Origin of the sequence: Streptomyces sp. DG2A-72, from assembly GCF_030499575.1 — a bacterium.
Taxonomy (GTDB): domain Bacteria; phylum Actinomycetota; class Actinomycetes; order Streptomycetales; family Streptomycetaceae; genus Streptomyces.
Map to the genome: position 1 here is coordinate 4,079,115 of NZ_JASTLC010000001.1, position 18,118 is coordinate 4,097,232.

The following is an 18,118-nucleotide window of genomic DNA, read 5'->3' on the forward strand; positions in this document are numbered from 1 at the left end:
CTCTCCCGACGTCGTGACTGCTGACTGACGCCCTCGAACACTACGCCTTCCCTACGCCCTCCGACACCCGAACATCCGCCCAGAATCGGACATTTCCCCACAGAACGCACTTGCGGGAGGCTCGGTAAACCGGGTAGGGCTAGTAGAGACACGAAACCAAACACGGCCGGCTTTGGAGGCGCCGCACACCGCAGTGCACGCACAGGCTTCGGCAGCCATATGCCGAGAACGATGGAGGACATCATGTCACCCCGGCTCGACGCATCGCATACCCATACAGCGACGTCGACATCCCCCTCGGAACATCTGGATCCCATCGCGGACACGGACGTACCCCCGGAGCAGGACGACCTGCTCGCCGGTCTTCCGGACATCCCCCCGTACGACGAGGTGGGGCCGGTGGACGCGCGGGCCCTGTCCAAGACCCTCTTCGAGCGGCTGGAGTCGCTGGAGGAAGGCACGCACGAATACTCGTACGTCCGTAACACGCTCGTCGAACTCAACCTCGCGCTGGTCAAGTTCGCCGCCTCCCGCTTTCGCTCCCGCAGCGAGCCGATGGAGGACATCATCCAGGTCGGCACCATCGGCCTGATCAAGGCGATCGACCGCTTCGAGCTGAGCCGCGGTGTGGAGTTCCCCACCTTCGCGATGCCGACCATCGTCGGCGAGATCAAGCGCTTCTTCCGCGACACCTCGTGGTCCGTGCGCGTACCGCGCCGACTGCAGGAACTCCGGCTCGACCTGGCCAAGGCCGGTGACGAGCTGGCCCAGAAGTTCGACCGCGCCCCCACGGTCGCGGAGCTGGCGGAGCGGCTCGGTCTGTCGAAGGACGAGGTCGTCGAGGGCATGGCGGCGTCCAACGCCTACACCGCCAGCTCGCTCGACGCCCAGCCGGAGGAGGACGACGCCGAGGGCGCGCTCGCGGACCGGATCGGCTACGAGGACCACGGGCTCGAAGGCATCGAGTATGTCGAGTCGTTGAAGCCGCTGATCGCCGAACTGCCGTCCAGAGACCGGAAGATCCTCTCGCTGCGCTTCGTCGCGGGCCTGACCCAGTCGGAGATCGGCGACGAGCTGGGGATCTCGCAGATGCATGTGTCACGGCTGCTGTCGCGGACGCTGGTGCGGCTGCGGAAGGGGCTGACGGTCGAGGAGTGACCGAGTCGTAGACGTGAGAGCGCGGTCCGGCCAACTGGCCCGGGCCGCTTCTCATTTCGGTTGCTTCATTTCGGTTGCTTCATTTCGGTTGCTTCATTTCGGTTGCTGATCTCGGTTACCCGGAGATACAACTTTCCCCAAAGGTCTCCCTCCGTCACTATGGGCACCCCAAACTGGCCGGTACGTCAGGAGTGGGAGGCGAGGAGGGGCCAGGGATGGCGCAGGGCGACACAGGGAACGGCGTGCATTCCGGGGCATCCGACGCGCGGCTGACCGAACTGCTGCGCGCCGACACCCCGACCGCTTACCCGGCGCTGCAGGAACTGCGCGAACGCCACCGCCCTTCCGTCCTCGCCTACGCCCGCCTCTGCACGACCAGCGAGTCGACGGCCCGGCAACTCGCCGCCCAGGCCTTCACGCTCGCCGCCCGCGAGACGGCACGCGGCACCGACCCGAGCGTGCCCTGGCGGCACCGGCTCCTGCTGCTGGCCGGGCAGGTCGCCGCGTCGTGGGCCGGGGACGAGCGGGCGGCGGGGCTGGACGCGGGCCTGCTGCTGGTGCTGAACACGGCCGCGCCGGTCCCCTCGATGCTCCCGGCGTTCCAGACGCTCCCCTCCCGCACGCAGGGCCTGATCTGGTACGCGGTGGTGGAGCGCGAACCCGACGAGCGCACCGCCGCGCTGCTCGGCCTCACCCGCGCCGACGTGACATACGGCACGGCCCCCGCCCTCCAGCAACTCGCCCAGGCCTGTCTGCGCACCCGCCTCGCCGCCTCGGACGACCCGCGCTGCGCGGACTTCCGCCGCCTCATCGAGGAGGCGGTACGGCCGGACAGCCCACGCGACAGCGCCGATCTGCAGGCCCACATGGCCCACTGTCCGCACTGCACGGCCGCGTTCGAGGAACTGTCGGCGCTGCGTGACACCCCGCGCACGGCGCTGGCGGAGGGGCTGCTGCCGTGGGCGGGGACGGCGTACGTCCTCAGCGACACGAGCGAGCCGAGGAGCAACGGCCGTACGGCTGCGGGTACTTGGCCCCAGTCCCGCCGCTTCGCGGTGGCCTCGGCGGTCCTGGGCGTGGCCCTGGTGCCGCTGTTGGTCTACTTGTTGTCGCCGGACGGGTCGTCGTCCGTGGGCGCGGCGGGCTCGGTCACCACACCGTCGAGTGCGCCGCCGGTGACGGTCACGGCGACGGTCCCGGTGAGCCCGTCTCCTTCCCCCTCGGTGACCTCCAAGTCACCGTCCCCATCGCCCTCTTCTTCACCGAGTTCGAAGCCTTCGAAGCCGCCGAAGTCACCCTCGCCCTCACCGACGTATGAACCGCCGGGCGATGCGTACGCCCAGGTGGTGAACGCGGCGTCGGGGCTGTGCCTGGACATCCGCCACGGGGTGATGGAGATGGGCACGGATGTCATCACGGCGCCGTGCGGTGCGTCCCCTACGCAGCGGTGGCGGGTGGACACGGGACGGGGTGTCGTCCAGTCGTATGCCGACCCCGAGTACTGCCTGGACAGCCGGGGCGCCACCGACAAGGGCGTGGGCATCTGGGAGTGCGTGTCGGTGGACGGGAGCAACGGGCAGAACCTGAAGTTCGCGGTGGGCGGTGACGGGGTGATCCGTCCGGCGATCGCGGTCGAGACGGCGGTGACGCCGGACGGGGGCGAGGGTGTGGGGCTGGTGGCGGTGAGCGGGGGTGCGGAGCAGCGGTGGCGGGCGGGGGCGCGGTGAACGGTTCTCAGACCAGCCGCTCGCCCCTGCGCCAGACGCCGGAGACCAGTGGGACGCCCGGCCGGTAGGCCAGGTGGACGTGGCTCGGGGCGTCGAGGAGGGTGAGGTCGGCCCGGGCGCCCGGGGTCAGGTGGCCGATGTCGTCGCGGCGGAGGGCTGCCGCGCCGCCTGCCGTGGCCGACCAGACCGCCTCGTCCGGTGTCATCCCCATGTCCCGTACCGCGAGGGCGATGCAGAAGGGGACGGAGGAGGTGAAGGACGAGCCCGGGTTGCAGTCGGTGGAGAGGGCGACGGTGACGCCCGCGTCCAGGAGGCGGCGGGCGTTCGGCCACTGGGCGCGGGTGGAGAACTCGGCGCCGGGGAGGAGCGTGGCGACGGTGGCGCTGCCTGCGAGGGCGTCGACGTCCGCGTCCGTGAGGTGGGTGCAGTGGTCGGCGCTGGCGGCGTCGAGTTCGACCGCGAGTTGGACGCCGGGGCCGTAGGTGAGTTGGTTGGCGTGGACGCGTGGGTGCAGGCCCTTCGCCTTGCCGGCCGTGAGGATCGTGCGGGCCTGGTCGCCGTCGAAGGCGCCCTTCTCGCAGAAGACGTCGATCCAACGGGCGTACGGAGCACAGGCGTCGAGCATCTCGCCGGTGACCAGGGCGACATACGCGGCCGGGTCGTCGGCGTGGTCCGGCGAGACGATGTGGGCGCCGAGGAAGGTGACCTCGTCCGTGTGCGCGGCGGCGATGCGCAGGGCGCGGGACTCGTCCTCGACGGTCAGGCCGTAACCCGACTTGGTCTCGAAGGTGGTGGTGCCCTGGCGGAGGGCCTCGTCGAGGTAACGGGTGAGGTTCGCCTCGAGTTCCGCGTCGCTCGCGGCACGGGTGGCGGCGACGGTCGTACGGATGCCGCCCGCGCTGTAGGACCGGCCGGACATCCGGGCGTTGAACTCGGCGGTCCGGTCGCCCGCGAAGACGAGGTGGGAGTGGGAGTCGACGAAGCCGGGGAGGACGGCCCGGCCGCCGGCGTCGACCCGATTGTCAGTGGCGGGTGCTTTGCTTGATTCACCGGTCCACGCGATGCGGTCGCCGTCGATGACGACGGCCGCGTCCTGGATCAGACCGAGGGGAGTTCTGTCACCGAGGGAGGGGTTGTTGGTGACCAGCGTGGCGATGTTGGTGATGGCGGTGCTGCTGCTCATGGCGTCCTCGTGGGTGCTGGGGTCGGCGGCCGTCAGGCGCGGAGGGCATCGACTGCCTGCGCGAGAGCTTGCGGCACATCGGGTACGAGGGCGTGCGCCCCGTCTCGTACGACGTGCCGCCCGCCGACGATCGTGTGCCGTACGTCCGCTGCCGTCGCGGCGAATACGGCTGCCTCGGCGCCGAGCCTGGGCAGCGGCCCCGCTGTTCTGACCGAGTCGAGGGCGATCGTCGTGAGGTCGGCGAGAGCGCCCGTCTCGATGGTGCCCGCCTCCCCCAGCCGAGGGCTGCGTGACCGTCGGCGGAGGCGGCGCGCAGCAAAGCGGCGGCCGTCCAGTGACCGCGGGTGCGGGTGCGCAGCCGCTCGTTCAGCTCCATCGCGCGTGCCTCTTCGAGCAGGTCGATGACGGCATGGCTGTCGGAGCCGAGACAGAGCGGGGAGCCGGCCTTCTGCAGGGCGGCGGCGGGCCCGATGCCGTCGGCCAGGTCCCGCTCGGTGGTCGGGCACATGCAGGTGCCGGTGGTGCCGGCGCCGAGCAGCCGGATGTCCTCGTCGGTGAGGTGGGTGTTGTGCACGCCGGTGGTGCGTGGCCCGAGGACACCGTGCTCGGCGAGGAGCTGGGTGGGCGTGCACCCGTGGGCCTGACGGCAGGCGTCGTTCTCGGCGGTCTGCTCGGACAGGTGCACATGGAGCGGGGCCCGCCGCTCCTCCGCCCACCGCGCCACGGTCGCCAACTGGTCGGCGGGCACGGCCCGTACGGAGTGAATCGCCGCACCGATCCGCGCGTGATCCCGTTCCTTGAGAACTGAACAGCGTTCTGCCCAGGCGTCCGCGCTGCCGTCGGAGAAGCGGAGCTGGTGGGTGTTGGGCGGCTGTCCGAAGCCGGAGGAAAGGTAGGCGGTGTCGAGGAGGGTGATCCGGATGCCGGCGTCGGCGGCTGCCGCGATGAGGGCTTCGCCCATGGCGTTGGGGTCGGCGTAGGGGGTGCCGCCGGGGGCGTGGTGCACGTAGTGGAACTCACCGACGGACGTGATGCCGGCGAGTGCCATCTCGGCGTACACGGCACGGGCCAGCGCGTGGTAACTGTCCGGGGTCAGCCGGTCGGCGAACGAGTACATGACCTCGCGCCAGGTCCAGAAGGTGCCGGAGCCGACCTGGACGGTGCCGCGCAGGGCACGGTGGAAGGCGTGGCTGTGGGCGTTGGCGAGCCCGGGGAGGGTGAGTCCGCGCAGGATGTCGGCGCCGGGGGGCGGGGTGTCGATGCCCTGGCGGACGGCGGTGATCCGCCCGTCGGCGCCCGCGGCGGAGCCGCTGATGTTTACCGTGAGAGCGACGCCTGGCTCGACATGGGTGTCGAGCCAGGCGTGCTCCAGCCAGTAGGTCTTCGGTGTCACCTGCAGGCCAGCCCTTCCAGTACGTCGGCGAGTGCGGTCACCCCGGCCACGCAGTCGTCCTCTGCCGCGAACTCGGCCGGGGAGTGCGAGACGCCCGTGGGGTTGCGCACGAACAGCATGGCGGTCGGGATGGTCCCGGAGAGGATCCCGGCGTCGTGTCCCGCCCCGGTACCCAGCACGGGCACCTTCAAGTCGGTGTCCTTGCCGAGGATGCGGCCGAGTTCGTCGCGCAGGGCGTGGTCGAACTCGACGACGGGTGTGAAGGACTCCCGTACGACGTCGAGGTCGGTGCCGTGCGCGTCGGCGTACTCGCGGGCTGCCTTCTCGACGCCGCCGACCACGGCGTCCAGGCTTTCCTGGTCGGCGGCACGGGAGTCGAGCCAGCCACGCACCAACGAGGGAATCGCATTCACCCCGTTCGGCTCGACCACGATCTTGCCGAAGGTGGCGACAGCACCGGCGAGTTGAGCCTCCCTGCGGGCGGCAAGCACGGTCTCGGCGTACGACAGCATGGGGTCACGCCGGTCCACCAGCCGCGTGGTCCCGGCATGGTTGGCCTCACCCCGGAAGTCGAACCGCCACCGCCCGTGCGGCCAGATGGCACTGGCGATCCCGACCCGATCGCCGCTGAGGTCCAGTGCCCGCCCCTGCTCGACATGCAGCTCGACGAACGCGCCGATACGAGCGAGCCGCTCGGGGTCCGGCCCGATGGCCTCCGGGTCGTACCCGGCGGCCTCCATGGCCCGCGGCAGCGTCACCCCGTCCCCATCGGTCAGCCGATGCGCCTGCTCGACGGTGAGCTGCCCGGCGGCCAGCCGGGACCCGACACAGGCCAGCCCGAACCGCGCGCCCTCCTCATCGCCGAAGTTGACGATGGCGAGGGGCTTGGTGAACCGGGCGCCGCGCCGACGCAGTTCATCGAGCGCGGCGAAGGAGGACACGACCCCAAGAGGCCCGTCATAGGCCCCACCATCGGGCACCGAATCAAGATGCGACCCGGTGACGACGGCGTCCCCTGGGGCCGGGTCCCCGAGCCAGGCCCACTGGTTACCGTTGCGGTCGAGCTCATACGCCAGCCCACGTGCCTCAGCCTGCGCCCGAAACCACTCCCGACACTCGACATCAGCACCGGTCCAGGCAAAGCGCCGGTACCCGCGGGAGTCGGGATGACGGCCGACGGGCAGCAACTCCCGCCACATCTCCTGAAAGGAGCCGCCAGTCGACACCGGCTGCGAGCCGCCAGCCCGCACAGGCTGCGAGCCCTCAAGCCGGCCGGACTGTCCGGCAGCCCCGCCAGGCTGTGGGCAGTCGTTCCGCAGGGCGATGGGGGTCCCCCCGCTCGAACGAAGTTGAGAGTGGGGGAGGGTGGGCACAGCCGGACCCGCAGTCGGCGACGAGACATCCGCCCCCACCGAGGAGTTGCCGTGCTCGCGTTCACGCTGGTTCACGCGTCGTCACCTTCGCGCATAGGCACCCGTACACCGCGCTCGTCCGCGACCGACTCCGCGATGTCGTACCCGGCGTCCACATGCCGAATGACGCCCATGCCCGGGTCGTTGGTGAGGACGCGCCGGATCTTCTCGCCACCCAGCTTCGTACCGTCGGCAACCGTCACCTGCCCGGCATGGATCGACCGCCCCATACCAACCCCGCCCCCATGGTGAATGGACACCCAGGACGCACCCGAAGCCACGTTCACCATCGCGTTCAACAACGGCCAGTCGGCAATCGCGTCGGAGCCGTCCAGCATCGCCTCGGTCTCCCGGTACGGAGACGCAACGGACCCGCAGTCGAGGTGATCCCGCCCGATCGCCAGCGGCGCGGCCAGCTCACCGCTCGCCACCATGTCGTTGAACCGCTCACCGGCCTTGTCCCGCTCGCCGTACCCGAGCCAGCAGATACGCGCGGGCAGCCCCTGGAAGTGGACACGCTCACCGGCCATCTTGATCCAGCGGTGAAGGGACTCGTTCTCGGGGAAGAGGTCGAGGATCGCCTTGTCGGTCTTGGCGATGTCGGACGCCTCACCGGACAGCGCGGCCCAGCGGAAGGGGCCCTTGCCCTCGCAGAAGAGGGGGCGGATGTAAGCGGGGACGAATCCGGGGAAGGCGAACGCCCGCTCGTACCCGGCGAGTTGGGCCTCGCCACGGATCGAGTTGCCGTAGTCGAAGACCTCCGCACCGGCGTCCATGAAGCCGACCATGGCCTCGACATGACGGGCCATGGACTCACGCGCACGGGTCGTGAAACCGGCGGGGTCCTTCGCGGCGTAGGCCGCCATGTCGTCGAAGTCGACGCCGAGCGGCAGGTACGACAGCGGATCGTGCGCGGACGTCTGGTCCGTCACGATGTCGATGGGGGCGCTCTCGGCGAGCATCCGCGGCAGCAGCTCCGCCGCGTTGCCGAGCAGGCCGATGGAGAGCGGACGCCGGGCGTCACGGGCCTCGACGGCGAGCTGGAGGGCGTGCTCCAGGGAGTCGGCGCGTACGTCGAGATACCGGTGCTCGATCCGCCGCTCGATGGCGCGCGGGTCGCAGTCGATGCAGATCGCGACACCGTCGTTCATGGTCACGGCGAGCGGCTGGGCGCCACCCATGCCGCCGAGCCCGGCAGTGAGCGTGATCGTCCCCGCCAGCGTCCCGCCGAACTTCTTCGCGGCGACGGCGGCGAAGGTCTCGTAGGTGCCCTGGAGGATCCCCTGCGTGCCGATGTAGATCCAGGAGCCGGCGGTCATCTGGCCGTACATGGTCAGCCCCAGCTGCTCCAGGCGCCGGAACTCCTCCCAGTTCGCCCAGTCGCCGACGAGGTTGGAGTTGGCGATGAGGACGCGCGGGGCCCACTCGTGGGTCTGCATGACGCCGACGGGGCGGCCGGACTGGACGAGCATGGTCTCGTCCTGCTTGAGGGACTTGAGCGTCCGCACCATCGCGTCGAAGGAGCGCCAGTCGCGGGCGGCCTTGCCGGTGCCGCCGTAGACGACGAGCTTGTCGGGGTGCTCGGCGACCTCGGGGTCGAGGTTGTTCTGCAGCATCCGCAGGGCGGCTTCCTGCTGCCATCCCAGGGCACTCAGTTCCGTACCGCGCGGGGCTCGTACGGGGCGGGGTCCTGACATGGTCTGCCTCCTAGCGGGTGTACTGCGGACTGTTGCTGTCGTTATTCACATCCTGGCTTCATGAATAGAACTAGTCAATACATGGTTGCCTCGGCGCGGGTAGGTCACCGATGTTTGGCTGGATACAGGGGCACAGACATCGACACGACGGGGGATGCCGTGAACAACGTCAACGACCACCAGGAGAGCGGCCTCGACAGGACCACACGCCGCGACGAGGCGGTCCGCGCGGCCGTGGAGCAGGGGCTGCTCGGCCCGGACGCTCCCATCGTCGGGCTTCTCGACGTCACCGGCATCCGTGAGTCGGCGGCCGAGCTGCGGGCCGCGTTCGACGCGGTCGTGGCGCCGGGGACGCCGGTGCTGCACGCCTTCGCGGTGAAGGCGACCCCTCTGGTGCCGGTGCTGCGGCTGCTGCGGGACGAGGGGATCGGCGCGGAAGTCGCGAGCCCGGGGGAGCTGGCGCTTGCGCGGGCGGCGGGGCTGTCGCCGGACCGGACGGTGCTGGACTCGCCCGCGAAGACCCCGGCCGAGCTGCGCGAGGCGCTGGCGCTGGGGATCGCCGTCAACGCGGACAATCCGCAGGAGCTGGACCGTATCGACGGGCTGATGAAGTCCGCGATCAGCCGCTCGCCCCTGGGGATCCGGGTGAATCCGCAGGTCGGCGGAGGTTCCATCGAGGCGACCTCCACGGCGACGGCGACCTCGAAGTTCGGGGTGGCGCTGCGGGACGAGGGGGCGCGGGAGTGGGTCGTACGGGCGTATGCCGTGCGCCCGTGGCTGACGCGGCTGCATGCGCACACCGGGTCGCAGGGCATCCCGCTGTCGCTGATGGCGCGGGGCACCGCGGAGACGTTCGCACTCGCCGAGGAGATCAACCGGCGGATCGGGCGGCCACAGATCGACACGATCGACATCGGCGGCGGGCTGCCGGTGAACTTCGCCTCGGACGCGACGACGCCGACGTACGCGCAGTACGCGCGGGCACTGCGGGAGGAGGTGCCGGGGCTGTTCGACGGGCGGTACGGGCTGGTGACCGAGTTCGGGCGGTCGTTGCTGGCCAAGCACGGGACGGTGGTGGCGCGGGTCGAGTACGCCAAGAGCGCGGGCGGGCGGCCGGTGGCGGTCACGCACGCGGGCGTGCAGGTGGCAGCGCGGACGGTGTATGTGCCGGAGTCGTGGCCGCTCAGGATCGCGGCATACGACGGGAAGGGGCGGCCCAAGGAGGGGCCCGAGGTGGTGCAGGACGTGGCCGGTCCGGCGTGCTTCTCGGGTGATCTGCTCGCCGAGGGGCGTGCGCTGCCCCTGCTGGAGCAGGGCGACTACGCGGCGGCGCTGGACACGGGCGCGTACTACTTCGCGCACCACTACGCGTACAACTCCCTTGCCCGGCCCGGGATTTACGGCTTCGCGCCGGACGGCTCCGGGGGTGTCGCCTTCGCGACGGTGCGGGAGCCGCAGAGCCTCGAAGAGATCGTGGCCGAATCAGGAGGGGCGCACGCGTCCGCTCTCACCACCCTTCGCACGCCCGGGCGCCCTTGAGTGGCTGCCGCTCCCGACATCGCCTTGGTCAACACCCGGGCGCTAAAAGCACCGGGCTTGCACAACGGGCATCACTGGCGGTGATGCTGCGTTTGCGTCCAGCCCCACTCCGCTGACGCGGCGTGAGGCCGGGGCCGTCGACTGGGCCCCGCGTCGCCACAACTCCCACGCACGGGCGCGGATGTTGCGGGAGCCTCCCCCACTCTCGGCTTCGCTCGAGCGGGCGGTGCCCCCATCGGTCTGCGTGATCAACGAATCCGCAGCTCCGGCACGCGAACCAGGCCTGCGAGACCCGGTTCGCCCTGTCTACGTGCCCGCACTCGGCGCAGGTACGCGAGGTGTACGCCGGATCGACGTGCACCACCGGCACCCCCGCCCGGCGGGCCTTGTCCGCGACGAACGCTCCCAACTGGGCGAATGACCAGCTGTAGTGGCTCTAGGCCAGCGCAGCGTCACGGCGACGCGCCCCACCCGGGGCCGCGTCGCCCGCCGCGATGCCGGTGCTGCGGTAGGCCTTCACGGTCTTGCCGACCGGACCCCCACCGTTGCCGCCCAGCCAGTCGACCCGCACCCACAGCAGCGCGTCCCCCGCCCGCTCGCGCCGCCCGAGCCACGCCGCCTTCAGCCACAGCCCGCCCCCGCACCCGGCCAGCAGCAGCCCGCCCGCGACCGGCACGGCGAACGCGCTGCCGAGCGCGGCGAGGAAGGAAAGCAGCAGCCACCAGCGGTGTCCGCGCCGCCAGTTCCGTACCGTCACATGCCGGTCCTGGAGTACGTCGTGCTTGCCCGCGCGGGCGGCGGAGTGAGCGAGGGCGACGTACCGCTTGCGCCGGCCCCTAGCCACCACGGCCATCCCCACGATGAACAGCGCGGCCCCGGCGAGCACGCCGATCCGCCGTCCCGTCAGCCCCGGCACCAGGATCCCGATGCCTGCCGCCACCACACCCAGCCACCACATGGGTGCCGCTCCGGCCCGTACGACGACGGCCACCCGAGCCAGCCCCTGACCTCCGCGTGACACTTCCCGCCTCCTCGTCGCGTCGGCACACAGTGCTCGTTCGAGCGGGAGGCTAGCGGCACAACGTGAGACGAATCTAAGAGACGTGTCACTTCACCGCGTCAATCCACGAAGAGCCCCTTCGCCGCCGCCTTCGCGTCGAACTCCTCCAGCCGGGCCTGGGCGTCGGGCAGGTCGTCGCACATCGCCTCCAGCAGCACCCGGCCCAGCAGCATCGGCGCGCAGGCGGTGTCGAAGGCGAGCCCGGTGCCGACGGCGGCGGGCAGCAGCAGGTCGGACACCTTGGCGACCGGCGCGAACGCGGAGTCGGCGACCGTGACCACCGTCAGCCCCGCCTCCTTGGCATAGCCCAGTGTGTCCACGACCTCCCGCGGATGCCTCGGCAGCGCGAAGCACAGCAGGGCGGACGCGCCGGCCCGGACCGCCGCGTCGATCCGGTCGTGGATCATCGTGCCGCCCTCGTTGAGCAGCCGGACGTCCGGATGGACCTTGGCGGCGAAGTAGGCGAAGCCGTACGCCTGGGAGGCCGCGGCCCGCAGCCCGAGCACCGGCAGCGGGCGGGACGCGGCCAGCAGCCTGCCCGCCCTCGCGACCGGCCGTGGATCGGCCAGCAGCTCCGACAGATGCTTCAGGTTCTCGATCTCGGCCTCGACGGCCTGCTGGTATTCGTTGTACGACGCCGAGGCCCCCGTCTGTTCGGCGGGCGCGACCTCGCGCAGGTGCCTGCGCAGCGCGGGGTAGCCGTCGAAGCCGAGGGCGACCGCGAACCGGGTCACCGACGGCTGGCTGACCCCGGCCAGCTCGGCCAGCTCCACGCTGGACAGGAACGGCACCTCGGCGGCCCGCCGCACCATGCTGTGCGCGATGCGCCGCTGGGTCGGCGTCAGCCGGTGCCCCTCGAAGAGCGCCTGCAGCCGTGCGGCCGGGCTGTCGGTCACGCTCGTACTCCCCTCGGCGGTCATGACTCGCTGCCCCTCCAGATGTCCGTGAACCGGTCCAGCAGTGCGGTCGCGGCCGTCACGTCGTCCGTGAGCGGCCGGTCGGCCAGGTCGTCGTCGAGCACCGACTCGGCCAGCTCCAGCGCCCGGCCGACCGGCAGCTCGGGGTCGGGCCTGAGGTCGCGCAGGCGCAACGCCCGTACGGCGGCGACGAGTTCGCAGCCGACGACGAGACGGTACGCGCCGCACGCCCGCAGCGTCTGCCGGGCGGCGAGCGAGGCGAAGCTGGCCTGCTCCTCGACGCCCCGGGAGAGTACAGCGTGGCCCAGCGACGCGGGCGCCGAGAAGGCCCGCAGGTCACCGAGGGCTGCCGCGGCGGCGTACTCGAGGATCATCACGCCGGAGGAGGCGGGTTCGTTGTCGGCGAGGAAGGGCCTCAGGCGGGTGTAGGCGGGCTCGTTGAGGGTGGACAGGCGGGAGGTGGACAGCCTCGCCACCTGTGTGAGCGCGAGCCTGAAGTGGTCAAGGGACAGGGCGAGTTGGGCCTGGTAGAAGCCGCCGTGGTGGTAGGCGGTCATGTCCTCGGGGGAGATCAGCGGGTTCTCGGCGGCAGCGTTGATCTCGACGTTCAGCACCTCCTCCAGGGCGTCCGCCGCGTCCTGCGCGGGCCCGTGGATCTGGGGCAGGCAGCGGAAGCCGTACGGGTCCTGGATCCGCCCGAGGGGAGGGGTCGGCCGGTCCGCCGCACCGAGCAACTCCCGCATCCGACGGGCGACTTCGGCGGAACCCCGGTGCGGGCGGGCGGCGTGCACGGGGGCAGCGTACGCCTCGTACGAACCGTCGACGGCGAGCAGTGACAGCGCACCGACGACCTGGGTGGCGCCGATCAGCCCGCGCAGTTCGTGCACGGCGAGGGCGGCCTGGCCGAGGGTGAGGGCGTTGCTGCTGATCAGCGCGAGGGCGTCGTTGTTGTCGAGCGGCTGCGGTTCGGGCGCCCCCGAGCCGCGCCACGGGTGCTCGCCCGCGAGCGCGAGCCCGACCTGCGCGAGGGCGGCGAGGTCGCCGGTGCCGACCGAGCCGAACTCGTTCACGACCGGGTACGCGCCGCTCTCCAGCGCCTCGCACAGGGCCGTGACGACGGAGGGGCGCAGGCCCGAACCGCCGGCCAGCAACTGATTGGCGCGGACGGCGAGCATGGCCCGCACCTGCCGGGCCGGGAGCTCGTCACCGATGCCGCCGGCGTGGCTGCGCAGCAGACGGAGGCCGTGTCCGGCGGCGGCCTCGGTGGGCACGTCCTCGTTCCGGTTGGCGCCGACGCCGGTGGACCGGCCGTAGACGCGTCCGGTCGCGGCGATCTGTCGGGCGGCGTCCCAGGACTCCTCGGCGCGTTTCATGGCCTCGGTCCCGGGGACCGGCCGCGCGGCTCCGTCGGCGAGGCGCACGACGTCCGCGACGCCGAGCCCGACACCGTCGAGGACGACCAGGCGGGTATGCACCGCAGCCTGCACGTCCACGATCCGAGACGACATAAGGCCCAAACTCCCCTCAAGTCGAACATTCGATCTCGCCTGCCGGTCATCCGTTACCTCGGACTGACGCCCGAGCATTGACAACATATTCAGACACCAACAACTCTGCATGACGCTATACAGCCGGGCAAGGGACACATCGTGATCCACCGTGCCGCTGAGACGTTCGCGTCGTGGGTGGATCGGATGGCTCGAGCGAACCGGTGTCCACCAGCCGAGGTCGCCGACCTCATGGGACTGCGGCTTCGAGGGACATCTGCGGATGTCCGGCCCCCTGTTCTCGGGGTCCGGTGCGATGAGACGGTCCGGCAGACCGTGTACGCGGCGACAGGTGTTCCCGGTGGCTTGGTGGACGGGATGCACCTGTCCGTTTTCGAGGGCGGGCCGCTGAGCGTGGTGGCGGTGCTCTCAGCGGGCAAGGCACATCGGCCATCGGCGGGCCGGGAGTGGGTCGAGGTGTACGGCAGTCGCGCCTGTCCGTGCTGCCTGCTGGCGTCGGGTGGGGTGTGGCAGCTGTGGTGGAAGCTGTCGTGTGCGGCGGTGTGCCCCGAGCATCAGGTGATGCTGCTGGATCGTTGTCCGTCGTGCGGTGGGGTACTGCGGTGGGGTGGGGAGCGGCCTCGTGTCGTGCCGGCGCAGTGGGCCAGACCTCCGACGTGTTGCGCGAATTCCGTTCGGGGGAAGCCCTGTTCACAGTGGCTGCCCGCGGTACGCGTGAGCCAAGTACATGAGCAGACGGTCGACGCGCAGCGGCGATGGCTGGACACCGCGTACGGCCGGGCATACCCCGCACTGGGAGGCGTGAACGTGTCGGCGGGAGAGTGGTTCGCGACGTTCCGCGCATGTGTGATCTTGTTGCGGCTCGGGCTGCCGAGAATCTTGAGACGTCTACCGGGCGTACCTGGCTGGTGCCGCCAGGTCCTGTTGGAAGAGCGCGTCGAGCGTGGTGTGCACCGGAGCCAGTTCGGGTGGGCCCCGCGTCGGCAGGGGCTGCGGCAGCCTTTCTCACGGTGGTGACGCCCCTGCTGGCTTCGGCTGACGTGCGGGAGTTGTCGCGACGGTTGGCACCACTGGTACGGATGGCGGCCGAAGAGGGGTGCTTGGCAGCCCGGCCGTTAGCGCGGCTCGCAGTGTCGGAGGTTTTCGCCGAGGCAGTGGCGGCGCAGGTGCCGGTGGGGCGCTCGGCCAGAAGTCCGTGGGGAGGAGATGTTCGCGGTGAGCGGTGACACGGAAGTACCGGTGCCGTCCGTTCGGGACATCGACCTGGTGCGGGTGCGCTACGTCGATGCCGAGGGGTCCAGCATCTGATGCGGCTGGAGGAAGCCGCTGGCACACCGTTCGAGGACGGCAGGATGGTGCGGTCCATCCCCAGTCACCGGGACAGGGGCACATGCCGGGCCAGTACTGGGTGGCGAAGTGGGGCGACTTCGCCGACTACGAGAGCGTGCTGGAGTCGAAGTGGCTGACACTGCTGGACTTCGACCCGCAAGTGACCGCATTCGCCACGCAGCCCTTGGAGTTCGACGCGATCGACGCCCGTGGGACGTGGCGACACACACCGGACGTCTTCGTGCGCCGCCGGGATGGCAGCGTACTGCTGCTGGACGTGAAGAACCCCGAGTTGCGGGACGATCCAAAGGTGCGGCTGCAGGAGGAGCGCACTCAACGTACGTGCGAGCGGCTGGGCTGGGACTACGCGATGGTTTCGGAGCCTGGTGGACAGCGCTGGGTGAACATCGACCTGCTCTCCAGTGCCCGGCGTCCGCTGCATCTGGGAGCGGATCTGGTACCGCGCCTGCTGGAACTGGCCCGTGAACCGGTGGAGATCGGGGAGCTGATGCGGTTCATTGAGTACCCGGATCTGGCGCGCGGCGTGCTGTATCACCTGATGTGGCACCAGCGGATCGTCACGGATCTGGATCGCCCGTTGCGCGAGACAACGCTGGTAAAGGCCGCAGTGGAGGTACGGGCATGACGGTTGACGGCGCGGTGCGGTTGCGGCATGGGACCAGGCTGTGGCTGGACGATGAGGTGCACACGGTGACCGGGGTGACCGATGACGGCGTGCGGCTGCGTTCGGAGAGCGGCTCGTGGACCGTGATCGGTGTGGGGCACCTGCTCGCGGACCCGACCTTCCGCCCTTACGACGTCGACGCTGACCCAGAGAGCGAGGACCCCACTGAGCACGACGTCTCGGCAAGGAAGTTGTGGCTGGACGCTGCCGCCCTGTTCGACAAGTTGACTGACAAGCAGTTGGAGGAACTCCAGCGCGCTCAGGAGCACCTCCTGGAGATGACGACTGGCTTTCGCAGTGGAAGCTCGGAGGACATCTCGCCCGGGGAACCCAGGCCGGAGTACGCCCCTGACCTGCCGCTGGCCCAGCGGCCCAGCGGGTTCAGAGCAAGGCGCGGGAACTGGGCTACAGCGAGCAACAGATGTGGCGGCGTCTGCGGAGGTGGCGGGAAGAGGGCCCGTGGGGGCTGGTGGACCGGCGCAGTCATCGGCCGTCGGATCCCCTGGCGGGTGTGGATCCACGGTTGATCGAAGCGATCGTCACCCAGCACTACGTGACGGAGGAGGACGACTCGACCGGCAGCCTGAACCGGCTGCGCCGCCGGGTGGAGCGCCGCCTGGTTGACGTCCACGGCCCGGGCACGGTGAAGACACCGGCGCAAAAAGCGTTCAACCGGTACGTCGCCGCTCTCCTGCCCGGCCGCTACACCACTGGGCCGGCCACAACGCGGCAGTCGGTGGCGAACCGGCCGGACGGCCACTACCGTCCGATCGCCGCCAGCCGCCCGGGCGAACTGGTGATGATCGACACCAGCTGGCTGGACGTCCGCGCCTACGATCCGGTCGAGGACGTCGTCTTCTCAGTGGACCTGACGATCGCCATCGACATCTGCACCCGGTCTCTGCTGGGGTGGCGTCTGGTGCCCAAGGGCACGAAGGGCGTGGACGCGGGCCTGGTCATCGCCGACGCGATGATGCCGGAGCCGATGCGTCCCGGGTGGCCGGATGGGCTTCGGCACCGGATGCTGCGCCTGCCGTGCGAGCCGCTCCTCGCTCAGGACCAGCGGTTCACGGCCGCCGCGGCCCGCCCGGTGGTGTTTCCCGAGGAAATCGTGATCGACCACGGCAAGGCGTTCGCCTCTCAGGCGGTGAAGAACGTGCCGCCGCTACGGGATCACCATCCAGGACACCCGCAAGTACCGACCCACCGACAAGCCGCAGGTCGAGGCCGCGTTCAAGACGATCAGAAGCCAGTTCTCCGAGCACATCGCCGGCTACAAGGGCAATCATGTGGTGCACCGCGGCCGGGACGTGGACGCGGTGGCCCGGTGGACGATCGAGGAACTGGAGGAGTTCTTCGCCGAGTACGTCGTCGCGGTCTACCAGCGCCGTCGGCACAAAGGGCTGGTGCTGCCGGGGTTCCCGGAGATCAACCTGTCGCCGAATGACGCCTACCGGCTGGCCGTGCACCGCTGCGGCTACATCGCCGCTCCGCGTGATCCCAATCTGTTCCTGGAACTGCTGCCGATCCACTGGTGCGCGATTTCCAACCGGCGGATCCAGAAGGACTACTTGCACTACAGCGCGCCCATCACGGGCACCCACAATGGGTCCAAGTCCCCATACGCACAGGCCAAGGGGGCCTGTCCGATCCGCTACGACCCGCGGGACATGGCCAGCCTGACGCGCCCGGGATCGAAAGCGGCCGGCCGGCTTTACGGAAACGCCGTGAGAGCCCTGACGCGGTATGTCACGTATGGCGCGGAATGCTGTCTGCGGACACGGCCTCCGCCAGGTCCGTCATGCGCAGCCGGTGCCCGAGCGTGCGGCCCAGCCGCAGCAGCACCTCGAACCAGGTGTCCGGGACTCCCAGGTAGCGGTGTACCAGGGGCCTGAGACGAGAGAACGCCTCCACGAACAGGCCATAGAGCGTCGGGTCGTCGTCGGTCAGCAGTTGCTCATTCACTCACGAGGATGGCAGAAAGCCGAGAGCAGAAGACGCTGCCGTTGCAATATCTGCGCCTACAGATATGCGGCGAGGTCATCGTGGCTCGTTGTCCAGCTGTTCGAGGATGAGGTTGGAGAGCCGCGCGAAGGTGGCGAGTTCGTCCGGGCCGAGGGCGTCGATGACCAGGCGGCGGACCGTGGCCACATGGTGGGGTGCGGCGGCCTCGATGGCCTTGCGGCCGGCCGGTGTGATGGCGACGAAGGCGCCGCGTCCGTCCTCGGCGCATTCTTCCCGGGCCACCAGGCCGCGTTTGGTCATCCTGGCGATCTGGTGGGACAGGCGGCTCTGTTCCCACTCGATGGTGCTGGCGAGGTCCTGGAATCGTTGCCGGCCGTCGGGGGTGTCGGTGAGGGCGACGAGGATCTGGAAGTCGGAGCCGGACAGTTTGTGCGCCTTCAGGTCACGCTCCAGCGTGGCCCAGAGCTTCTGGTGCAGGCGGATGAAGGCACGCCAGGCGTGCTGCTCGGCGGGGCTCAGCCACGCGGGTGTGTCGTTCATGTGCA

16 protein-coding genes and 1 pseudogene are annotated in these 18,118 nt (G+C 70.3%); 7 read left to right on the forward strand and 10 right to left on the reverse strand.

The window, feature by feature from the left end; all coding sequences use genetic code 11:
• Window positions 1-243 precede the first annotated feature (243 nt).
• Window positions 244-1,158: an RNA polymerase sigma factor SigF gene (locus tag QQY66_RS19165; RefSeq protein WP_301981569.1), complete on the forward strand. Its 915-nt coding sequence runs from the start codon at window positions 244-246 to the stop codon at window positions 1,156-1,158.
• Window positions 1,159-1,373: 215 nt separating this feature from the next.
• Window positions 1,374-2,885: an RICIN domain-containing protein gene (locus QQY66_RS19170; RefSeq protein WP_301981570.1), complete on the forward strand. Its 1,512-nt coding sequence runs from the start codon at window positions 1,374-1,376 to the stop codon at window positions 2,883-2,885.
• 7 nt (window positions 2,886-2,892) lie between these two features.
• Here the strand turns inward: QQY66_RS19170 and hutI are convergent, their stop codons facing one another.
• The 4 genes and pseudogenes from hutI to hutU all read right to left on the reverse strand — a co-directional run bounded on the left by hutI (window position 2,893) and on the right by hutU (window position 8,570).
• Window positions 2,893-4,068 (reverse strand): imidazolonepropionase, encoded by a 1,176-nt coding sequence (hutI, locus tag QQY66_RS19175; RefSeq protein WP_301981571.1) that lies wholly within the window; start codon window positions 4,066-4,068, stop codon window positions 2,893-2,895.
• A gap of 32 nt (window positions 4,069-4,100) precedes the next feature.
• A pseudogene (locus tag QQY66_RS19180) lies at window positions 4,101-5,461 on the reverse strand (formimidoylglutamate deiminase).
• Window positions 5,458-6,660 (reverse strand): allantoate amidohydrolase, encoded by a 1,203-nt coding sequence (locus QQY66_RS19185; protein WP_301987398.1) that lies wholly within the window; start codon window positions 6,658-6,660, stop codon window positions 5,458-5,460. The pseudogene QQY66_RS19180 and the gene QQY66_RS19185 overlap by 4 nt, the downstream one beginning before the upstream one ends.
• Before the next feature lie 245 nt (window positions 6,661-6,905).
• The gene (hutU, locus tag QQY66_RS19190) at window positions 6,906-8,570 is read right to left on the reverse strand and encodes a urocanate hydratase (protein ID WP_301981572.1); all 1,665 of its coding nucleotides are present in this window, start codon (window positions 8,568-8,570) and stop codon (window positions 6,906-6,908) included.
• 60 nt (window positions 8,571-8,630) lie between these two features.
• Here hutU and QQY66_RS19195 point away from each other — a divergent pair, with 60 nt between their 5' ends.
• Window positions 8,631-10,109, forward strand: a complete 1,479-nt coding sequence (locus QQY66_RS19195; protein ID WP_301981573.1) for a diaminopimelate decarboxylase — start codon at window positions 8,631-8,633, stop codon at window positions 10,107-10,109.
• 28 nt (window positions 10,110-10,137) lie between these two features.
• On the opposite strand, the gene QQY66_RS19200 is transcribed toward QQY66_RS19195, so the two are convergent.
• From QQY66_RS19200 to QQY66_RS19215, 4 genes are all read right to left on the reverse strand, one after another.
• A complete protein-coding gene (locus QQY66_RS19200; RefSeq protein ID WP_367667086.1) occupies window positions 10,138-10,479 on the reverse strand; it encodes a zinc ribbon domain-containing protein in 342 nt (113 codons plus the stop codon).
• A 66-nt stretch (window positions 10,480-10,545) separates the two neighbouring features.
• The gene (locus QQY66_RS19205; RefSeq protein ID WP_301981574.1) at window positions 10,546-11,130 is read right to left on the reverse strand and encodes a hypothetical protein; all 585 of its coding nucleotides are present in this window, start codon (window positions 11,128-11,130) and stop codon (window positions 10,546-10,548) included.
• A gap of 98 nt (window positions 11,131-11,228) precedes the next feature.
• Complete coding sequence (locus QQY66_RS19210) at window positions 11,229-12,089, reverse strand: MurR/RpiR family transcriptional regulator (protein ID WP_301981575.1); 861 nt, start codon at window positions 12,087-12,089, stop codon at window positions 11,229-11,231.
• Window positions 12,086-13,594 carry an aromatic amino acid ammonia-lyase gene (locus QQY66_RS19215; RefSeq protein ID WP_301981576.1) on the reverse strand — a complete coding sequence of 503 codons (1,509 nt, stop codon included), beginning with the start codon at window positions 13,592-13,594 and terminating at the stop codon, window positions 12,086-12,088. Before QQY66_RS19215 ends, QQY66_RS19210 begins: the two co-directional genes overlap by 4 nt.
• A gap of 141 nt (window positions 13,595-13,735) precedes the next feature.
• Here QQY66_RS19215 and QQY66_RS50420 point away from each other — a divergent pair, with 141 nt between their 5' ends.
• The 4 genes from QQY66_RS50420 (at window position 13,736) to QQY66_RS19230 (ending at window position 17,055) form a co-directional block, all read left to right on the forward strand.
• On the forward strand, window positions 13,736-14,611 hold the full coding sequence (locus QQY66_RS50420; protein ID WP_367666978.1) for a TniQ family protein: 876 nt from the start codon (window positions 13,736-13,738) through the stop codon (window positions 14,609-14,611).
• Between the two features lie 373 nt (window positions 14,612-14,984).
• Entirely contained in the window at window positions 14,985-15,569 is a 585-nt protein-coding gene (locus tag QQY66_RS19220) for a TnsA-like heteromeric transposase endonuclease subunit (RefSeq protein WP_301981577.1), read from the forward strand.
• The gene (locus QQY66_RS19225; protein WP_301981578.1) at window positions 15,566-16,135 is read left to right on the forward strand and encodes a hypothetical protein; all 570 of its coding nucleotides are present in this window, start codon (window positions 15,566-15,568) and stop codon (window positions 16,133-16,135) included. Before QQY66_RS19220 ends, QQY66_RS19225 begins: the two co-directional genes overlap by 4 nt.
• Entirely contained in the window at window positions 16,132-17,055 is a 924-nt protein-coding gene (locus QQY66_RS19230; RefSeq protein WP_301981579.1) for a hypothetical protein, read from the forward strand. The genes QQY66_RS19225 and QQY66_RS19230 overlap by 4 nt, the downstream gene beginning before the upstream one ends.
• 302 nt (window positions 17,056-17,357) lie before the next feature.
• Here QQY66_RS19230 and QQY66_RS19235 read toward each other — a convergent pair whose 3' ends face one another.
• Window positions 17,358-17,573, reverse strand: coding sequence for a hypothetical protein (locus tag QQY66_RS19235; protein WP_301981580.1), 216 nt, complete (start codon window positions 17,571-17,573; stop codon window positions 17,358-17,360).
• A 75-nt stretch (window positions 17,574-17,648) separates the two neighbouring features.
• On the reverse strand, window positions 17,649-18,113 hold the full coding sequence (locus tag QQY66_RS19240) for a MarR family winged helix-turn-helix transcriptional regulator (RefSeq protein WP_301981581.1): 465 nt from the start codon (window positions 18,111-18,113) through the stop codon (window positions 17,649-17,651).
• Between the last annotated feature and the right edge of the window lie 5 nt (window positions 18,114-18,118).